General features: G+C 64.7%; 15 protein-coding genes and 1 tRNA gene. 6 read left to right on the top strand and 10 right to left on the bottom strand.

Annotation, left to right across the window (positions count from 1 at the left end):
* Nucleotides 1-110: 110 nt before the first annotated feature.
* Entirely contained in the window at nt 111-989 is an 879-nt protein-coding gene (locus Q0672_RS10480; RefSeq protein ID WP_298622001.1) for a lysophospholipid acyltransferase family protein, read from the top strand.
* Nucleotides 986-1,858: a lipid A biosynthesis acyltransferase gene (locus tag Q0672_RS10475; RefSeq protein WP_298621999.1), complete on the top strand. Its 873-nt coding sequence runs from the start codon at nt 986-988 to the stop codon at nt 1,856-1,858. The genes Q0672_RS10480 and Q0672_RS10475 overlap by 4 nt, the downstream gene beginning before the upstream one ends.
* Before the next feature lie 15 nt (nt 1,859-1,873).
* On the opposite strand, the gene Q0672_RS10470 is transcribed toward Q0672_RS10475, so the two are convergent.
* The 4 genes from Q0672_RS10470 to thiS all read right to left on the bottom strand — a co-directional run bounded on the left by Q0672_RS10470 (nt 1,874) and on the right by thiS (nt 4,090).
* Entirely contained in the window at nt 1,874-2,104 is a 231-nt protein-coding gene (locus Q0672_RS10470) for a hypothetical protein (RefSeq protein WP_153163397.1), read from the bottom strand.
* A gap of 2 nt (nt 2,105-2,106) precedes the next feature.
* Nucleotides 2,107-2,832 (bottom strand): tRNA (guanosine(46)-N7)-methyltransferase TrmB, encoded by a 726-nt coding sequence (gene trmB / locus Q0672_RS10465; RefSeq protein WP_298621996.1) that lies wholly within the window; start codon nt 2,830-2,832, stop codon nt 2,107-2,109.
* A 189-nt stretch (nt 2,833-3,021) separates the two neighbouring features.
* Nucleotides 3,022-3,807 (bottom strand): thiazole synthase, encoded by a 786-nt coding sequence (locus tag Q0672_RS10460; RefSeq protein WP_298621994.1) that lies wholly within the window; start codon nt 3,805-3,807, stop codon nt 3,022-3,024.
* 79 nt (nt 3,808-3,886) lie between these two features.
* The gene (gene thiS, locus Q0672_RS10455; protein WP_153163404.1) at nt 3,887-4,090 is read right to left on the bottom strand and encodes a sulfur carrier protein ThiS; all 204 of its coding nucleotides are present in this window, start codon (nt 4,088-4,090) and stop codon (nt 3,887-3,889) included.
* A 91-nt stretch (nt 4,091-4,181) separates the two neighbouring features.
* Here thiS and Q0672_RS10450 point away from each other — a divergent pair.
* Nucleotides 4,182-4,255, top strand: a tRNA-Gly gene (locus Q0672_RS10450).
* Between the two features lie 144 nt (nt 4,256-4,399).
* Here the strand turns inward: Q0672_RS10450 and Q0672_RS10445 are convergent.
* The 6 genes from Q0672_RS10445 to Q0672_RS10420 form a co-directional block, all read right to left on the bottom strand.
* Nucleotides 4,400-5,923 (bottom strand): class I SAM-dependent DNA methyltransferase, encoded by a 1,524-nt coding sequence (locus tag Q0672_RS10445; RefSeq protein ID WP_298621992.1) that lies wholly within the window; start codon nt 5,921-5,923, stop codon nt 4,400-4,402.
* A 132-nt stretch (nt 5,924-6,055) separates the two neighbouring features.
* Entirely contained in the window at nt 6,056-7,513 is a 1,458-nt protein-coding gene (locus Q0672_RS10440) for an ATP-binding protein (protein WP_153161863.1), read from the bottom strand.
* The gene (locus Q0672_RS10435) at nt 7,506-9,023 is read right to left on the bottom strand and encodes a restriction endonuclease subunit S (protein ID WP_298621989.1); all 1,518 of its coding nucleotides are present in this window, start codon (nt 9,021-9,023) and stop codon (nt 7,506-7,508) included. Before Q0672_RS10435 ends, Q0672_RS10440 begins: the two co-directional genes overlap by 8 nt.
* The gene (locus tag Q0672_RS10430; protein ID WP_298621988.1) at nt 9,020-11,800 is read right to left on the bottom strand and encodes a type I restriction-modification enzyme R subunit C-terminal domain-containing protein; all 2,781 of its coding nucleotides are present in this window, start codon (nt 11,798-11,800) and stop codon (nt 9,020-9,022) included. The genes Q0672_RS10435 and Q0672_RS10430 overlap by 4 nt, the downstream gene beginning before the upstream one ends.
* A 360-nt stretch (nt 11,801-12,160) precedes the next feature.
* On the bottom strand, nt 12,161-12,508 hold the full coding sequence (locus Q0672_RS10425; RefSeq protein WP_298621987.1) for a hypothetical protein: 348 nt from the start codon (nt 12,506-12,508) through the stop codon (nt 12,161-12,163).
* Between the two features lie 182 nt (nt 12,509-12,690).
* Complete coding sequence (locus Q0672_RS10420) at nt 12,691-13,131, bottom strand: hypothetical protein (RefSeq protein WP_298621986.1); 441 nt, start codon at nt 13,129-13,131, stop codon at nt 12,691-12,693.
* A 106-nt stretch (nt 13,132-13,237) separates the two neighbouring features.
* On the opposite strand from Q0672_RS10420, the gene Q0672_RS10415 reads away from it, so the two are divergent.
* The 3 genes from Q0672_RS10415 (at nt 13,238) to Q0672_RS10405 (ending at nt 15,386) form a co-directional block, all read left to right on the top strand.
* On the top strand, nt 13,238-13,519 hold the full coding sequence (locus Q0672_RS10415) for a DUF1778 domain-containing protein (protein WP_298621985.1): 282 nt from the start codon (nt 13,238-13,240) through the stop codon (nt 13,517-13,519).
* Nucleotides 13,516-14,037 carry a GNAT family N-acetyltransferase gene (locus tag Q0672_RS10410; protein WP_298621984.1) on the top strand — a complete coding sequence of 174 codons (522 nt, stop codon included), beginning with the start codon at nt 13,516-13,518 and terminating at the stop codon, nt 14,035-14,037. Before Q0672_RS10415 ends, Q0672_RS10410 begins: the two co-directional genes overlap by 4 nt.
* A 395-nt stretch (nt 14,038-14,432) precedes the next feature.
* On the top strand, nt 14,433-15,386 hold the full coding sequence (locus Q0672_RS10405; protein WP_298621982.1) for a fatty acid desaturase: 954 nt from the start codon (nt 14,433-14,435) through the stop codon (nt 15,384-15,386).
* Nucleotides 15,387-15,398 lie beyond the last annotated feature (12 nt).

Here is a 15,398-nt window from a genome sequence, read left to right as displayed (position 1 = left end):
CCTCCTCCGCCCTGCAAGTTGTCGGATTAACTCGGCGGAATCACAATTATAACTTTGCGCCCCCGGCCGTCAATTAAGCCGATTCCCTACACTCCCGTCCCGCACTGCCGATGGCGTCGCTGATCTTCTCCTTCCTCGCCGGCCTGCCCCTGGGCACGCTGCAAAAACTGGGCGTTTTCGCCGGCTGGCTGACCTACGCCCTGTCGCCCAGCTATCGTCGGCGCCTGCGCGCCAACCTCGAACACGCCCTGGGCAAGGCCGACGCCGACCGGGTGTGGCGCCGCGCCGTGGGCGAAACCGGCAAGCAGGCGCTGGAGCTGCCGTGGATGCTGCTGCGCCCGCAGGCCGAGCTGGTGGCCAAGGTTGTCCGGGTGAGCGGCTGGGAGCACGTCGAGGCCGCCGAGGCCCGCAGCGGCGGCATCCTGTTCATCACCCCGCACCTGGGCTGTTTCGAGATCACCGCCCAATACTTCTCGACCCACCGGCCGATCACCGTGCTCTACCGGGCGCCCAAGAAGGCCGTGCTGCAGCCGGTCATCAACGCCGGGCGCAGCCGCGGCAACATGCATCTCGCGCCGGCCGACGTGGGCGGCGTGCGCCGGCTCATCAAGGCCCTGCGCGCCCGCGAAGCCGTGGGCATGCTGCCCGACCAGGTGCCCGGCGCCGGCGAAGGCGCATGGCTGCCCTTCTTCGGCCGCCCGGCCTACACCATGACGCTGGCCGCGCGGATGTCGGAGGTGGCCGGCGTGTCCACGATCTTCGCCTGGGCCGAGCGCCTGCCCGGCGGCGAGGGCTTCCACCTGCACCTGCGCCCGCCGCTCACGCCCCTCGAAGGCGACACCGAAACCCGCGCCGCCGCCATCAACCGCGAGATGGAAGCCCAGATCCGCGAGAATCCCGCCCAATACCTGTGGGGCTACAACCGCTACAAGCGCCCGAAAGACGGCGCGCCGGCCCCCACCTCCACGCCTGCTCCAAACCAACCATGAGTCGAATCCTCGTCGCCCTGCTGTGGCTGATCCACTGGCTGCCGCTGTCGGTCCAGGCCCCCATCGGCCGCGGCCTGGGCAAGCTGCTCTACTGGGTGATCCCGGCCCGCCGCAAGGTCACCCTCACCAACCTGCGGCTGTGCTTTCCCGAGCTTTCCGAAGCCGAGCGCAAGGCGCTGGCCCAGGAACACTTCGCCCTAGCCGGGCGCAGCATGATCGAGCGCGGGCTGGCCTGGTTCGCCCCCGAGGCCCGCCTGCGCAGGCTGATCCGCATCGACGGCGAAGATCGGCTGAAGAAACTGGTGGAAGCCCGCCAGCCGGTGATCCTGCTCACGCCCCACTTCCTGGGGCTGGATCTGGGCGGCACGCGGATGGCGATGTCCTTCGACTGCGTGAGCATCTACGCCCGCCAGAAAGACCCGGTGATCGACCACTGGCTGTACCACGGCCGCAGCCGCTTCGGCAGCCAGGTGCTGCTGCGCCGGGACGAGAGCGTGCGGGCGTCGATCAAGGCGATGAAGGAGATCCGGCCGTTCTACTACCTGCCGGACATGGACAACGGGCCGCACGAATCCATCTTCGTGCCGTTCTTCGGCGTGCCGGCGGCAACCCTGTCGGCCCTGCCGCGCCTCACCAAGCTGGGTGGCGCGGTGGTGATGCCCTGCATCACCCGCATGCTGCCGGGCGGCCAGGGCTACGTGGTGGAGCTGGGCGAACCGTGGAGCGACTTCCCCACCACCGACGTGGACGCCGACGTGCGCCGGATGAACGCCTGCATCGAAGACCAGATCCGCACGATGCCGGCACAGTATTACTGGGTGCACCGGCGCTTCAAGACCCGCCCGCCGGGCGAGCCGAAGATTTACTGAACGGCCGTGACGGCTTCAGCCGTCCTGGCCATCTTTCGCGGCAAGCTCCGCCAGCACCAGCGGAAACGCCGCACTACCCACCAGCGCCACGCCAGATACAACCAGCACCAGCCCGGCGCCGGACTCCTGCAGCAGCGGGTGCAGCCCTTCGCCAAAGCCGGCCAGCAGCAACAGGCCGGCGATCAGGCAGGCGAGGCCCGGAATCCCCATCAGCCACGCACCGGCCGGCAGTCGCTTGAGGGCCATCGTCACACCCGCTTGAAGACCAGATCCCACACCCCGTGGCCGAGCTTGATGCCGCGGTTCTCGAACTTGGTGAGCGGGCGGTAATCGGGCTTGGGCGCGTAGCCCTCGGCGGTGTTGGCGAGGAGCGGCTCGGCCGAGAGCACCTCGAGCATCTGCTGGGCGTACTCCTCCCAGTCGGTCGCGCAGTGCAGGTAGCCGCCGGGGGCGAGGCGGCTGGCGATCAGCTTGACGAAGGGCCCCTGCACCAGCCGGCGCTTGTGGTGGCGCTTCTTGGGCCAGGGATCGGGGAAGTAGATGTGCACGCCGGCGAGCGAGCCTTCCGGGATCATGTCGCGCAGCACCTCGACGGCGTCGTGCTGGACGATGCGCAGGTTGGTGATGCCGCCCTCGTCGATCAGCTTGCACAGGCTGCCCACGCCGGGCGCGTGCACCTCGATGCCGAGGAAGTCATCCCCCGGTCGAGCCTGGGCGATCACTGCGGTGGATTGGCCCATGCCGAAGCCGATCTCGACGATCTGCGGCGCCTTGTGGCCGAAGACGTCGGCCAGGTCGATGGGTTCGGGCCGGTACTGCACGCCCACCTTGGGCATCATCTCGTCGAGGAAGCGATGCTGGGCATCCGACATGCGGCCCTGGCGCAGCACGAAGCTGCGGATCGACTGGGAGGTGAGACGGCTGCCGCCCTGCGGCTCGTCGTCGGACTGGATGGCTTGCTGTTCGTCGCTCATGGCGGTCAAGACTTGTGGTGATCCCTGTAGGTCGGACTTCAGTCCGGCATCCGTCGGCGAGATCAACGCGATCTGTCGGACTGAAGTCCGACCTACAGGGTGGCGGATGTCGGGCCAAGGCCCAACCTACAGGTTGATTCAAGGAAAACGGCGCGCCGCAGCGCGCCGTCGATCAATCGCGCTCCCGCGTCAGCTGCCGATCATCCCGGTGGTGGGCGAGCTCGGGCTGGCGGTGTAGTACTTGCGGGGCATGCGGCCGGCGAGGAAAGCCTCGCGGCCCGCCTCGACGCCCTTCTTCATGGCGCCGGCCATCTTCACCGGATCGTTCGCCAGGGCGATGGCGGTGTTCATCAGCACGCCGTCGCAGCCCAGTTCCATGGCAATGGCGGCGTCCGACGCGGTGCCCACGCCCGCGTCCAGCAGCACCGGCACCTTCACGGCGTCGCGCACCAGCTGCACGTTCCAGGGGTTGAGCACGCCCATGCCGGAGCCGATCAGCGAGGCGAGCGGCATCACCGCCACGCAGCCGATATCTTCCAGCATCTTGGCCTGGATGGGATCGTCGGAACAGTAAACCATCACCTCGAAGCCCTCCTTCACCAGCACCTGGGCGGCCTTGAGGGTTTCGGGCATGTTGGGGAACAGGGTGTGCGGATCGCCCAGCACTTCAAGCTTCACCAGCCGGTGGTCGTCCAGCAGCTCGCGGGCGAGGCGCAGGGTGCGCACCGCGTCATCGGCGGTGTAACAGCCCGCCGTGTTGGGCAGGTAGGTGAAGCGCGAAGGGGGCAGCGCGTCGAGCAGGCTCGGGGCGTTCGGGTCCTGCCCGATGTTGGTGCGGCGGATCGCCACGGTGACGATCTGCGCCCCGCTCGCGTCCACGGCCTCGCGGGTCTGCGCGAAATCCTTGTACTTGCCGGTACCCACCAGCAGCCGGGAGGAATAGCTCTTGCCTGCAATCGTCAGCAAATCGTCCATCGAAGCGCCAGCCTCATCAAATCAGATCGGGAAACAACAGGAGCGGGCCGGACAGCCCGCCAGAAAGCGGCCCTCGGCCTCAACCGCCACCCACCGCCACGACGATCTCGAGCGCATCGCCATCGGCGAGCTGGGTGCTGCCGTGCAGGCCCTTGGGCACGATCTCGCCGTTCCGCTCCACCGCCAGCCGCTTGCCGGTAAGCCCCATCTCGTCGAGGAGCGCAGCCACCGTGGCCGGCGCCGCCAGCGAACGGGCCTCGCCATTGATCTTGAGGGACAGCAGGGAAGTCGTGGTGTGGGTCGTCATGGCCGCGAGTTTACCACGCCCCCCGTTGCCCTCGCCCGCGCCGATGCGTACAATTCCGGGCTCCCGAGCGGGCGTCGTATAATGGTAATACCTCAGCTTCCCAAGCTGATGCCGTGGGTTCGATTCCCATCGCCCGCTCCACATCGGATTCCGGCAGGTCATTGATCTGCAAGCAAAAAGCCAACCTGAAGAGGTTGGCCTTTTGCTGTCTGGTCGATTCCTGGTCGGAGGTGGGTAGGGCTCGGTCAGGTCACATCAAGACCGATCGCTGGCGCACCACAGTATTCACTTCCCGCCGTCAGTCCGCGTAAAGCCAGGTAGCCCGGATGCCACATCACGAAATGCAGCCAGCGCAGCCTCCAGGTGCTCGATGATCTCCTGCTGCAACACATCCGGAGGTGGCAGGTCGTCCAGGTTTTCCAGGCTGTCATCCTTCAGCCAGAAGATGTCCAGGCTCGCCTTATCGCGGGCGATCAGTTCGTCGTAGGTAAAGAACTTGAAGCGCTCGGTTTCCTTGCGCGCATGCCGGTTTTCGGGGTTGTAGCAAACGACGAAATCCTTCAAGTCGTCGAGCCTCAACTGGCGGGTCTTGAGGGTGAAGTGCTTGTTCGTGCGCAGGTCGTAGAACCACACACCCTGCGTATGCACCCGCCCATCCTTTGGCGCGTTGTCGAAGAACACCACGTTGGCCTTCACGCCCTGGGCGTAGAAGATGCCGGTGGGCAGCCGCAGAATGGTGTGCACATCGCAGTTCTCCAGCAGCTTGCGGCGGATCTTCTCGCCGGCGCCGCCTTCGAAGAGCACGTTGTCGGGCAACACCACCGCGGCCTTGCCATCCACCTTGAGCATGCTCACGATGTGCTGCAGAAAGTTGAGCTGCTTGTTGGACGTGGTCTGCCAGAAGTCCTGCCGCTCATAGGTGAGCGCATCGCGATCTTCCTCGCCCTCCTCGTTGGTGATGGTCATGCTGCTCTTCTTGCCGAAGGGCGGGTTTGCCAGCACGTAATCCACCCTGATCTTCGGCTCGGCGATCAGCGCATCCGCGCGCTCCACCGAAGGTTCACCGTCCAGTTCACCGATGTTGTGCAGAAACAGGTTCATCAGGCACAGGCGGCGCGTGTTGGGCACGATCTCGTTGCCATGGAAGGTCTTGTCACGCAGGAAGCGCGCCTGCCTTGGGTTGAGCTTCAGCAGGTCCCGGCGCAGCCACTCGGCGTGATCCTTCAGCCATTGCCCGGAACCCGACAGCCACTCGTTGGCCGTCAGGAAGAACCCACCCGTGCCGCAGGCCGGGTCGGCAATGGTCTTTTCCGGCTGGGGGCGGACGCAGGCCACCATCGCCTGGATGATCGCCCGGGGCGTGAAGTACTGCCCGGCGCCGCTCTTGGTGTCTTCCGCGTTCTTCTGCAGCAGACCCTCGTAGAGGTCGCCCTTGGTGTCGGCATCCAGCCCTATCCAGTTTTCGGCATCGATCATCTGCACCAGGCGTGCGAGCTTGGCCGGGTCCTGGATCTTGTTCTGAGCCTTGAAGAAGATCGCACCCAGCATGCCCGACTCCGAGCCCAGCTTGTGCAGGATCGCCAGATAGTGGGCCTCCAGCGGCTCGCCGGTCTTGCCGCGCAGGCTCGCCCAGTCGTAGCCCGCGGGGATGCGGGTGTCGCGCTTGTAGGGTTCCTGCGCGTATTCATGGGCGAGCTTGAGGAACAGCAGGTAGGTGAGCTGCTCCAGATAGTCGCCATAGCCCACCCCGTCGTCGCGCAGGGTGTGGCAGAAGTTCCAGACTTTCTGGATGAGGGAGGAGGTGTTCATCTTCAGCGTTCCGTTGCGGCGGGCATCAAATACCCATCAAGTAGCGTTCTCTTCGCACCGCTTTGTTTTTTAATGGGTTTATTTTCTCGGACGACAAGTGCCGGGCGTTCCGTCAAGTACCCATCAAGTAAATCACGCCCAACTCGGCACGTAACGCCTAAGCTTGGGTGCCGCGTCGGGGTCGTGCAGACGGACCATTCCCGCACCCAAAGCCTCCTTGATGAGGCGAGAGGCGGTGGCGCTGTTCTTCGTATCGATGCCGAAGCGTTCCCGCAGGGAGCTATTGGTCATGAATTCCCGCTGCACATATCGCAGGCAGGCGTGCAGATACACGGCGCGGACACGATCCGCCTGATCCATCTGCGTCAGGCTGCGAGGTGCGAACAAGGTGCTGCGGGTCGAGTCGCCCACCACTTCGAAGGCCGGTGCAGGCAGCTGGTAAAACTCCGCCTGGGACACCACCTTGTCCACACCGCTGCCACGCTCTTCACAGATGCCCATGCGCCGCATCAGCGAAGCCAGTGCCTCATTGCGGGAGCGCGGCGGACTATCCAGCATCCGGGCGGTGTCCACCAGGGGCAGGCCCGGGTTGGTGATCTCCATCCGGTCATCAAAGATCTCCACCATGGGACCGCTGCCAGTGATGGAGAAATCCTGATGGATCAGTGCATTGGCAACCAGCTCCCGAATTGCCAGCTCCGGATACACCGGAACCGCCTTGCGTAGCGCTTGCCCGATCACTTCATTGACCGGAAGAAGTCCATTGATGAAGCCGATCAGCCCCTCGAATCCAGCCGCATAGCCTTTGGTGCCCGTCTGCTCCCGCAAGGTCTCCACGCGGCCTTTACCCTTGTAAACAATCACACGCACGGCCTTGCGCTGAAGTCGCCCGAAATCCGACAACTGCTTGGCCAGCAGGATTGCGCCGAGATTCATCACATTCCAGTAGCCACCACCAGCGGGCTCGATCAACCGGTCGGCGGCAAGGGCATCCAGAATGGCAGCCCGGCCATCAGGCAAGGGGCGGTCAATCAGGTCAAAGTAGCCCGGGTAATCCAGCCGCTTCAGCACCTCATCCGCGCTCAGCTTTTCGACGGCCGGCAAGCGCTCGAAGGGCGTGGCATCGAGCACGCGCCAGAGCTCACGTTCTTTTTCCTGGAAGTCTTTCAGACGCTTCTTGTAGGAACCGATGCGGATGAACTCGGCCCCGCCGAACTGCACGGGGTGTCGGTACGCGCAATCAATCTCCAGCAGCACCAACGGCAACCCATCCAGTTCCAGCCGGACAAAGTGAAAGCCAATTTTCGGGGCCAGCTGACGCAGCAGCCAGCTCTCCAGTTCTTCGTTGCCGATACGTTTGCAAGCAGGGTCGAAAGTCGTGCCGATCGCCTGATGCGTCGCATCATCCACGCCCCAGAGCAGATAGGCATGGGCCTTGCCCTCCAATGCCGCGGTGTTGGCCAGCGCCGAGATGTACTCGCCTATCTCCTGCGGCTCCGCATTGTTGTGCTTGAACTCCAGCCAGCCCGTTTCGCGGGGCAGGGAACACAGTTCGTGAGCCAGGCTGGCCCAATACTGTTCGTCACGCATGGGAGGTTTCTTTCGCCTTGCGTCCGCGGGGTTTCTTCGCACCGGCTTGTGCGCCCCGCTGGTCGCGGATGCGTTCGAGCAGCATGCTGGCGGGTTCGTCGTTGGGGTCCTGCGGCACAAGCTGGCCGGCGAAGGCAGCGCGGAGGATGTTCTGGCGTTGGGCGGCGGATTGGTGGAGGGCGAGATCCGTGGGGTGCTCAAGCTCGCTAATAGCCTCCATCCGCCCCCTTAACATTTCTAGTGCCATGTCTTGCTCGGCTGCCGGTGGCAAAGGAATCGGTGTTTTCTTTAGGTCTTCACCCGAAATCCCTGTTTGCCCTGCGGTCGTTTTTACACGCGCTACAAGATGTTTCCGCGAGAGCCCAACGTTGCCGCATGCCTCCATCCATGCACCCAGCTTCACACCCATCACAGGCTTCATGCGGATGAGCTTGTCAGGATGCAGTGTGGGTTCCGGCACATTTTTGATCATCCCAAAGACACCCAAGAGATCAATGCTGCCGTTGTAGCGAGTGGCCAATACATCACCAAGCTCAACCCAATAGTCGGCGGCTTCGCGCTCATCAATCTCTATGTGCTTGATGGCGCTGAAGTTCACGGACATGGGGCGTACGGCGTTAATTTTGAATATTCGAAATCCTTGCTTGTCAGTATTCGGTGTCTTTGAAAGACCGTTGCGAACAGACTCCGACAACTGTTCAACACTCGCCCACACCCACCCCTCCGGCAATTCCGGCAGCTCGGCGGTATCCGGCCGCACCGGCTCGGGGTATTTCTTCTGCCAGCCCTTTTGTGGAGCCTTGCCTTGCGCCTCGAACTTCGCGAGCTGCCCGGCTTCCCAGCGGGCGCGGCGCTCGGCGAGGATGCGCTCCAGCAGCTGCGCGCCGGTCTCAGTGGGGCGATTCCGCTGACGCCATTCGGCGGTGAGGTCGCCGGACACGGCGGCTTTCAGCAGGGATTGACGGTACTGCGCGAGTTTCTTCTGCGCCGCCTTGAGCTCGGCCACGCCGGCGTCGAGGTCGGATAACAGTTCTTCGAGTTTAGCGACGATACGGGTTTGTTCGCCGACTGGGGCAACGAACAAAGGCAATTGCCGCATAGCTGCGCTCGTGAGCTTCAATCGAGTTGAGCCCGTAACGAACGGGCGATAGTCGACGACATTGAGTTGGTGGCAAAGAAACCGGTTGTCAATTAAGCCGCCCGCTCCGGCAAGAACATGGGCGTGGTTGTTGACCCAGAAGCGCCCGTTCGCTAGGTAGGCCTTGTCTTTCACCGGGTCAAGAAACGGTGCCGCATCTTCACCGAGTAGCACTCGCTGGCCCTCTGATCTGTAAGAATCAATGAACCCAACTTGGCCGGTTGCACCGTAATACGGGTAGAGGTCGCGCTCAGATTTGCCGCTAACGCGACTCTCTCGTTCGGATGAGTTGATGGGTTCGCGCTCGAAATCCAAGACGTCGACAACTGAATCCAATGTCGTCTGACACCACCCACTCGGCAATTCCCTCACGCCACCAACTCCCCATTCATCTCATCCATCAACGTATCCAGCTCCTTGCCGAACACCCCCCAGGCTTTCTGCAGCCCGCCCTTGTCCGCCAGCTCCGCGTAGTCGAAGTCATCCCGGTGGATGGCGCAGGAGCTGGCGATGTGGTCCTTCATCAGGCGCAGCCATTCGGTCTGCTCGGGGGTGAAGGCGGTGGCGCGGCGCGCATTGTGCCGGAAGATCCAGGCCTGGAAGCGTTTATCCACCTCGTCGGCGAAGGGCTTGAGTTCGCCGTCCAGCCCTAGCGCAAAGCGCAGCAGCGAGACCAGATCGGTGAGCTGGCGCTTGCTGTTCATGCCCTTCACCTGGCTGGCATGCACGCGGGCGTAGGCGCTCCACAGGCGCTCGGTGGTGAGCATCAGCGGCGGCCTGGCGAGGTGGGCGTGGAGTTCTTCGATCATCTCGAAGCTCAGCGCCCGACGCTGGTAAGGCTGCTGGTAGAAGAAATCCAGTGCGGCGATCTCGTCCTTGTGCTGCTTGATGTAGTCGGCAAAGCCCTGGATCACGGCCCTGGCCTCTTCCTCGGCTTGCTCGGCAAAGCCCGAGAAGACCACCTGATCGGTGTTGATGTGGTCGATGAGCTGCTCGCGCTCGCGGCGGGCGTTCTCGATCTCGTCGCGCAGTTCGGGCTTGTCGAAGGGCGCGCAGGCGGCGGCCACGCGTTCGGCGCGGGCGGCCTCGATCTCCTCGGGCAGCAGGGTGTCCTCGGTGCGGGTGATGCCTGCGGCCCTGGCGGTGGCCAGCGCGGCCTGCACGACGGCGTCCGGGTCGAGCGCGGCGATCAGGCGCTTGCCGAGTTCGCCCACCGGAATGCCGCCGCTGGCTTGCTCGATGCGAGCCTGGGCTTTGGTGTCGAGCTGCTTGGCAAGGCGTACCAGCCGGTTGGCAAGGGAGAGCACGGTGTCGTCGTCCCGGCTGCCCATGGCCACGCCTTGCAGCAGGTCCTTGAGCGGCACGCCGGGCTTCTTTTCCAGCGGCCGGCTTTCGGTCTTGAGGGATTTCTCCACGCCCACGGCGTCGATCAGCACGAAGCGGGTCTTGGCACCGTCCGCGCTGTTGCTGACGCGCTTGAGGCTGTCGCCATCGAGGCTGCGAACGCCGCGGCCTTTCATCTGTTCGTAGTAGCCCCGGCTGCGTACGTCGCGCATGAACAGCAGCACTTCCAGCGGCTTCACGTCGGTGCCGGTAGCGATCATGTCCACGGTCACGGCGATGCGTGGGTTGTAGTCGTTGCGGAAGCTCGCGAGCACGCTGTCGGCGTCTTCCTCGGCGCGGTAGGTGACCTTCTTGCAGAAGGCATTCCCCTGGTCATACACCTCTCGAACGATGTTGATGATGTCGTCGGCGTGGCTGTCGGTCTTGGCAAAGATGAGCGTCTTGGGCGTCTCCTTGCGGGCCGGAAAGATCTGCGTCTCGACGGCGGTCTTCATGGCCTGGATCACCTGGCGTATCTGGCTGGGGTTGACCACCGACTTGTCGAGCTCCTTGCCGGTGTAGGCGGTGTCGTCCTCGGTCTGGGCCCAGCGACGCTTGCGGGTCTGGCGGTCGCGGTGGTCCACCCATTCGCGGGCTTTCAGCGCGGCGCCTTTCTGGGTGATCTCGGTTTCGATGGTGTAGACGTCATAGCCGACGTTGACGCCATCGGCGACGGATTGCTCGTAGGTGTATTCGGCGACGATGTTCTCGTTGAAGAAGCCGAAGGTGCGCTTGTCGGGGGTGGCGGTAAGGCCAATCAGGCTGGCGTCGAAGTAGTCGAGCACCTGCTTCCACAGGTTGTAGATGCTGCGGTGGCACTCGTCGATGATGATGAAGTCGAAGGTCTCGACCGGTACGGCCGGGTTATAGCGGACGAGCTTTTCCTGCTTTGCGGTTTGCTGGACTTCGTTGAGCGAGACATCCTCGGCCGATTCGTCGATCGGTTCGCCGCTAAGGATGGAGTACATGCGCTGGATGGTGCTGATGCACACCTGCGAATGCGGGTCGATGCTGGGCGAGGCGAGGCGCTGCACGTTGTAGAGCTCGGTGAACTTGCGGCCATCGTCGGGCGGCGTGTAGGCCATGAACTCCTGGTGGGCCTGCTTGCCGAGGTTTCGGGTATCCACCAGAAACAAAATGCGCTTTGCCCCACCGAACTTGAGCAGGCGATAGACCGAGGTGATGGCGGTAAAGGTCTTGCCCGCGCCGGTAGCCATATGCACCAGAGCCCGGGGCTTGCCCCGCGCCAGCGACCTCTCCAGCCCGGTGACGGCGCTGATCTGGCAGTCGCGCAGGTTCTCTTCGGGCAGCGGTGGCATCTGCCCGGCAAGCCTCGCGCGCAGGGTGTCCGGCTGCGCCAGCCAGGTGGCCAGGGTTTCCGGCTTGAAGAAGTGGAAGATCTCGCGGGATCTCGGGGCCGGGTCGGCGCCGTCGGTGAAGCGGATGATCTGGCCGGTGGCCTCGAACAGAAAGCGCAAGGGCGCGTCGCCCTTGCGCCACTTGAGCCGGGCGGAGGCGTAGCGCTCGGTCTGGGTCTCGGTGGCGGTCAGGTTTTCGCCGGCGCTGTCTCGCTTGGCTTCGATCACGCCTACCGCGTTACGGGCAATGAACAACACGTAATCCGCCGGCCCGGTATCGGTGGGGTACTCGCGTACTGCGATGCCAAGCCCCGCCGACAGGTCGAGCTTCTTCAGATCCTGCACGATCCAGCCAGCCTTCTCCAGCCGACTGTCGATCTCGATTCTGGCCAGAGACTCCGGAGTCATCGCTTTTTCTACGCTCGCCGCTTTTTGTTGATGTTCGACGAATATTTTAGTGGAGATAGACGGATGCCTTCACCTCTATTGCAGAAGATTCCGGGCAAGATGCAGCTATTCGTTCCGGTTTGCCCCTACAGCAGGTGCCGATCACCAAAACTTGAAGCCGCAACAAACATCGCCCACGAGAGCGAGCCCCCCCAAGGCGAATCCTCAAACCCTAAGCGGTCCCTCCCCCTGTCGGCAACCTCCCCAACTCCGCCTGCAACCGCTCAAACAGCGCCATGACGTCCTCGGTACGCTGCACGCAGCCCAGCACCACCTTCTGCGACTTGGCGCTGCGCGGCTCGGACACCTTAGTCGGACACCTTAGTCGGATACCCCAGATCGGTCAGCCAGCGCGGGATAGCTGTAGGTCCTGGTCAGCCCCAGGTCTTCATGGGCGTACGCTCGTAGGAAGGCCCGGCGCAGCAGATCGCTGGCGGGCATGCCCTCGCGGACGTTGAGCGTTGCCTTCCCCTCGGCACGGAGCCGGGAGCGGATCAGGCCCAGCTGGATCGCCTCGTCGAGCGACCGCCAGTCCGTCATCGTCTTCAGGCAGCGCTTGCCCCGCCACGCATCGAGGGTGGCCCTGGCCGAGTCGAATTCCTCGACGCTGGCCCACGGCCGCGTGTCGAGGCTGACGTGGGGACGCTTACGGCTCGCCACGTCGATCATCCGCGGGTTGCACGGCGCCCGCTTTTTGCCGCCAGCGCCTCCGGCGAGTCCTTGCCCTTGAGCGCTTCCTGCTCGGTGCGCAGCGCTCGCGCGGCCTTCACGGAGGGCCCGAACAGGCGCGTGCGCGGCACGCCATCGACCAGCGTGTCACCGGGAAACAGGCGCCACGGGTAAAGGACGCGTCAGCGGATCTCGGCCGCCGTCGCGTAGGCTGTACCCTGTAGCAGAAAGATCGTGCCCCTGCCGCCGCGGGAGACGGCGAACACCGGGAAGCGGGTGTCGTCCGGGTGCGCAAATTCTATGAGGGCATACCCGGCCACATGGCCGAGGCAATCCTCGACGTCGAGGCTCGGCCGCGGGTTCTCGAAGTCGATCAGCGGCATGTCCACGAGGCCGGTCGAGTAGGCCCCGGCCAGGTCGTAGTCGCGCCAGACGCCCACCGGGCTCGGACCGATGAAGAAGGATTCGTTGCGCCCACCCGCGTAGCAGTCGGTCAGGAAGGCTTCCTGAATCCGCCGCATCGGTGTCGGCTCGACGCCCTTGATGGTGCGCCGCTTCTTGGTCAGGGCGTGGTAGGCCTCGGTAGGGGCCTTGTGCAGCCCGAAGGCCTGCAGGCTATACACCCCTACGGCGGGAGTTGGACAATGGCTGCTGACGGGATGGGAGTAGCTCCGACAGATGAAACGTACGGCAATCTGCCGTATAATTTTCCAAAGGAGAAACAACGCCATGCCCGCAGCCAACACCACCGCCCGGCTTGAAGCCCGAATCAGCACCGACCTTCACGCGATGCTCAAGCGCGCCGCGGAGTTGCAGGGGCGAACCATGACCGATTTCGTGGTTGCCGCCGTACAAGACGCAGCCCAACGCGCCATCGAGCAGGCTGAGGTCGTCCGGCTTTCGCTGGCAGACCAGGAGTGCTTTGCTCAAGCGCTGCTGTCACCGCCCCAGCCCGCGCCGGCCCTGGACCGTGCCTTTGAGCGCCGTCGCAAGCTCCTGCAGGCGGAATGAGCGGGGCACCCTTTCGCGTCGCGCCGCTCGATGCCGCCCATGAGCGCGATGAATTCCGCTGCGGTTCCGCTGCGCTCGACCGGTATCTGCGAGAGCAAGTCACTCAAGACATCCGGCGCCGCGTCGCGGCGTGTTTCGTTGCGCTGACCGGTGAGCAGCGCATCGCGGGCTACTACACCCTCGCGTCGGCAAGCCTGCTGCTGGCCGACCTGCCCCCTGGAATCGGCAAGAAGCTGCCCCGCTACCCGACCGTGCCGGCCGTTCGCATGGGGCGCCTGGCGGTCGATGAAGCCTTCACTGGGCAGGGATTCGACGGTGCGCTGCTGGCCGATGCGCTGGAGCGGGCAATCCGATCGGAGATTGCGGCCTACGCCCTGATAGTCGATGCCAAGGATGACACGGCTGCCACCTTCTACCGACACCACGGCTTCATCCCGCTGCCAGACACGCCATTGACGCTGTTTCTTCCGCTCGCAACCGCGCAGGCGTCGCAGAACAGGGGCAACGAGACGCACTGATCTGCGCCCGCTCCACATCGGATCCCGGCAGGTCGTTGATCTGCAAGCAAAAAGGCCCGCCTAAAGAGGTTGGATTTTTTTGCCTGGTCAGGTGTCGATCGAGGCAATTCAGGCTCGATCAGTCCCTGAAAACCCCTCCAGTCACTGGCGCCGAAAGCACGCTCCAGCCCTGAGTCCACCGGGGTGACGCTCCCGCTGCGCTCGACGGGATCTCACCAGCCAGCCCCCAACCACCGGCCTTTCCTTGACATCCCGTCCGGGCACCGCGCTCCCGAACCCCCGGCGCCTGCCGCTGTCTCGCCTTTACGCCCGCACATCCACCCGGGCACGGAAAAAGCTCTCAAGCCGAGCGGGCGCCGCGTTCTGCTCCGCCCTTACCCGAGGAGGCCACTGCCATGTGCCCTGCGCTCAAGGCTCACCGGATCAACATCGCCCTGTGCATCTTCCACGGGGCGCTGGCGGTGTTTCTATTGATCCTGCTGCCGGCGCTGCTGCTGCCTGTGGATGCGGCGTGGGGCTGGCTGCTGTTGCCGTGGGTGCTCATTTCCAATGGCTGGTGGGCGCTCATTCACGAGTCGCTGCATGGGGTGCTGCACCCGGATCCGGGGGGAAACCTGCGCTGGGGGCGGATTCAGGGGGTGTTGTTTGGTGCGCCCTACGAGTTGCTGCGCGGGGGGCATCTGCTGCACCACGCGTTCAGCCGGGACGAGCGGGACAGGACGGAGGTCTTCACGCCGGGGCCGCGGGGGCAGGCGGCGGTTCGGCTGGCCTATTACTTCCGGTTGCTGGGCGGGCTCCATCTCTTCGAGGTGGCGGGCGGGCTGGTGGAGCTGCTGCCGCGCCCGATCATCCGGCGCGTGGCGCGGGCGCTCGCCCGGGACGACAACGTCGTCGAGGCCCTGGCTGCCCGGCTGCAGGCGCCGCACACCTTCCGGCGTTACCGGACGGATGCGGCGGCGATCGCGCTGCTCCATGCGCTCGCCTTCGCGCTGTACGGCGCCCACGCCTGGATGCTTCTGCTGGCGCTGGCCGGGCGGGGGCTGCTGGTGAGCCTGCTGGACAACGCCTTTCACTACGGCACACCCCTCGGCCAGCGCCGGCACGCGCGCAACCTGGCCGCGCCCCCGGTGCTCGGGGGGCTGATCCTCAACTTCAACCTGCACGGCAGCCATCACCTGCGCCCGGGCCTGCCGTGGTGGCGGCTGGGCGAGTTTCACCGCGCGGCGGGCCATCCGGTCGACGGCGCGCTGGTTCCCGCCGTGCTGGCGCAGCTGGCCGGGCCGATTCCGCTGGGCGACCCTCGCCTCCAGGCGGCGCCTTCCCCAGGGCACGGGGCGAAGCCAGGCTGACCGCGCCCGGGC

This window comes from uncultured Zoogloea sp., from assembly GCF_937894855.1.
Taxonomy (GTDB): Bacteria; Pseudomonadota; Gammaproteobacteria; order Burkholderiales; family Rhodocyclaceae; genus Zoogloea; species Zoogloea oryzae.
This window is presented reverse-complemented; position numbering and strand designations above follow the sequence as displayed.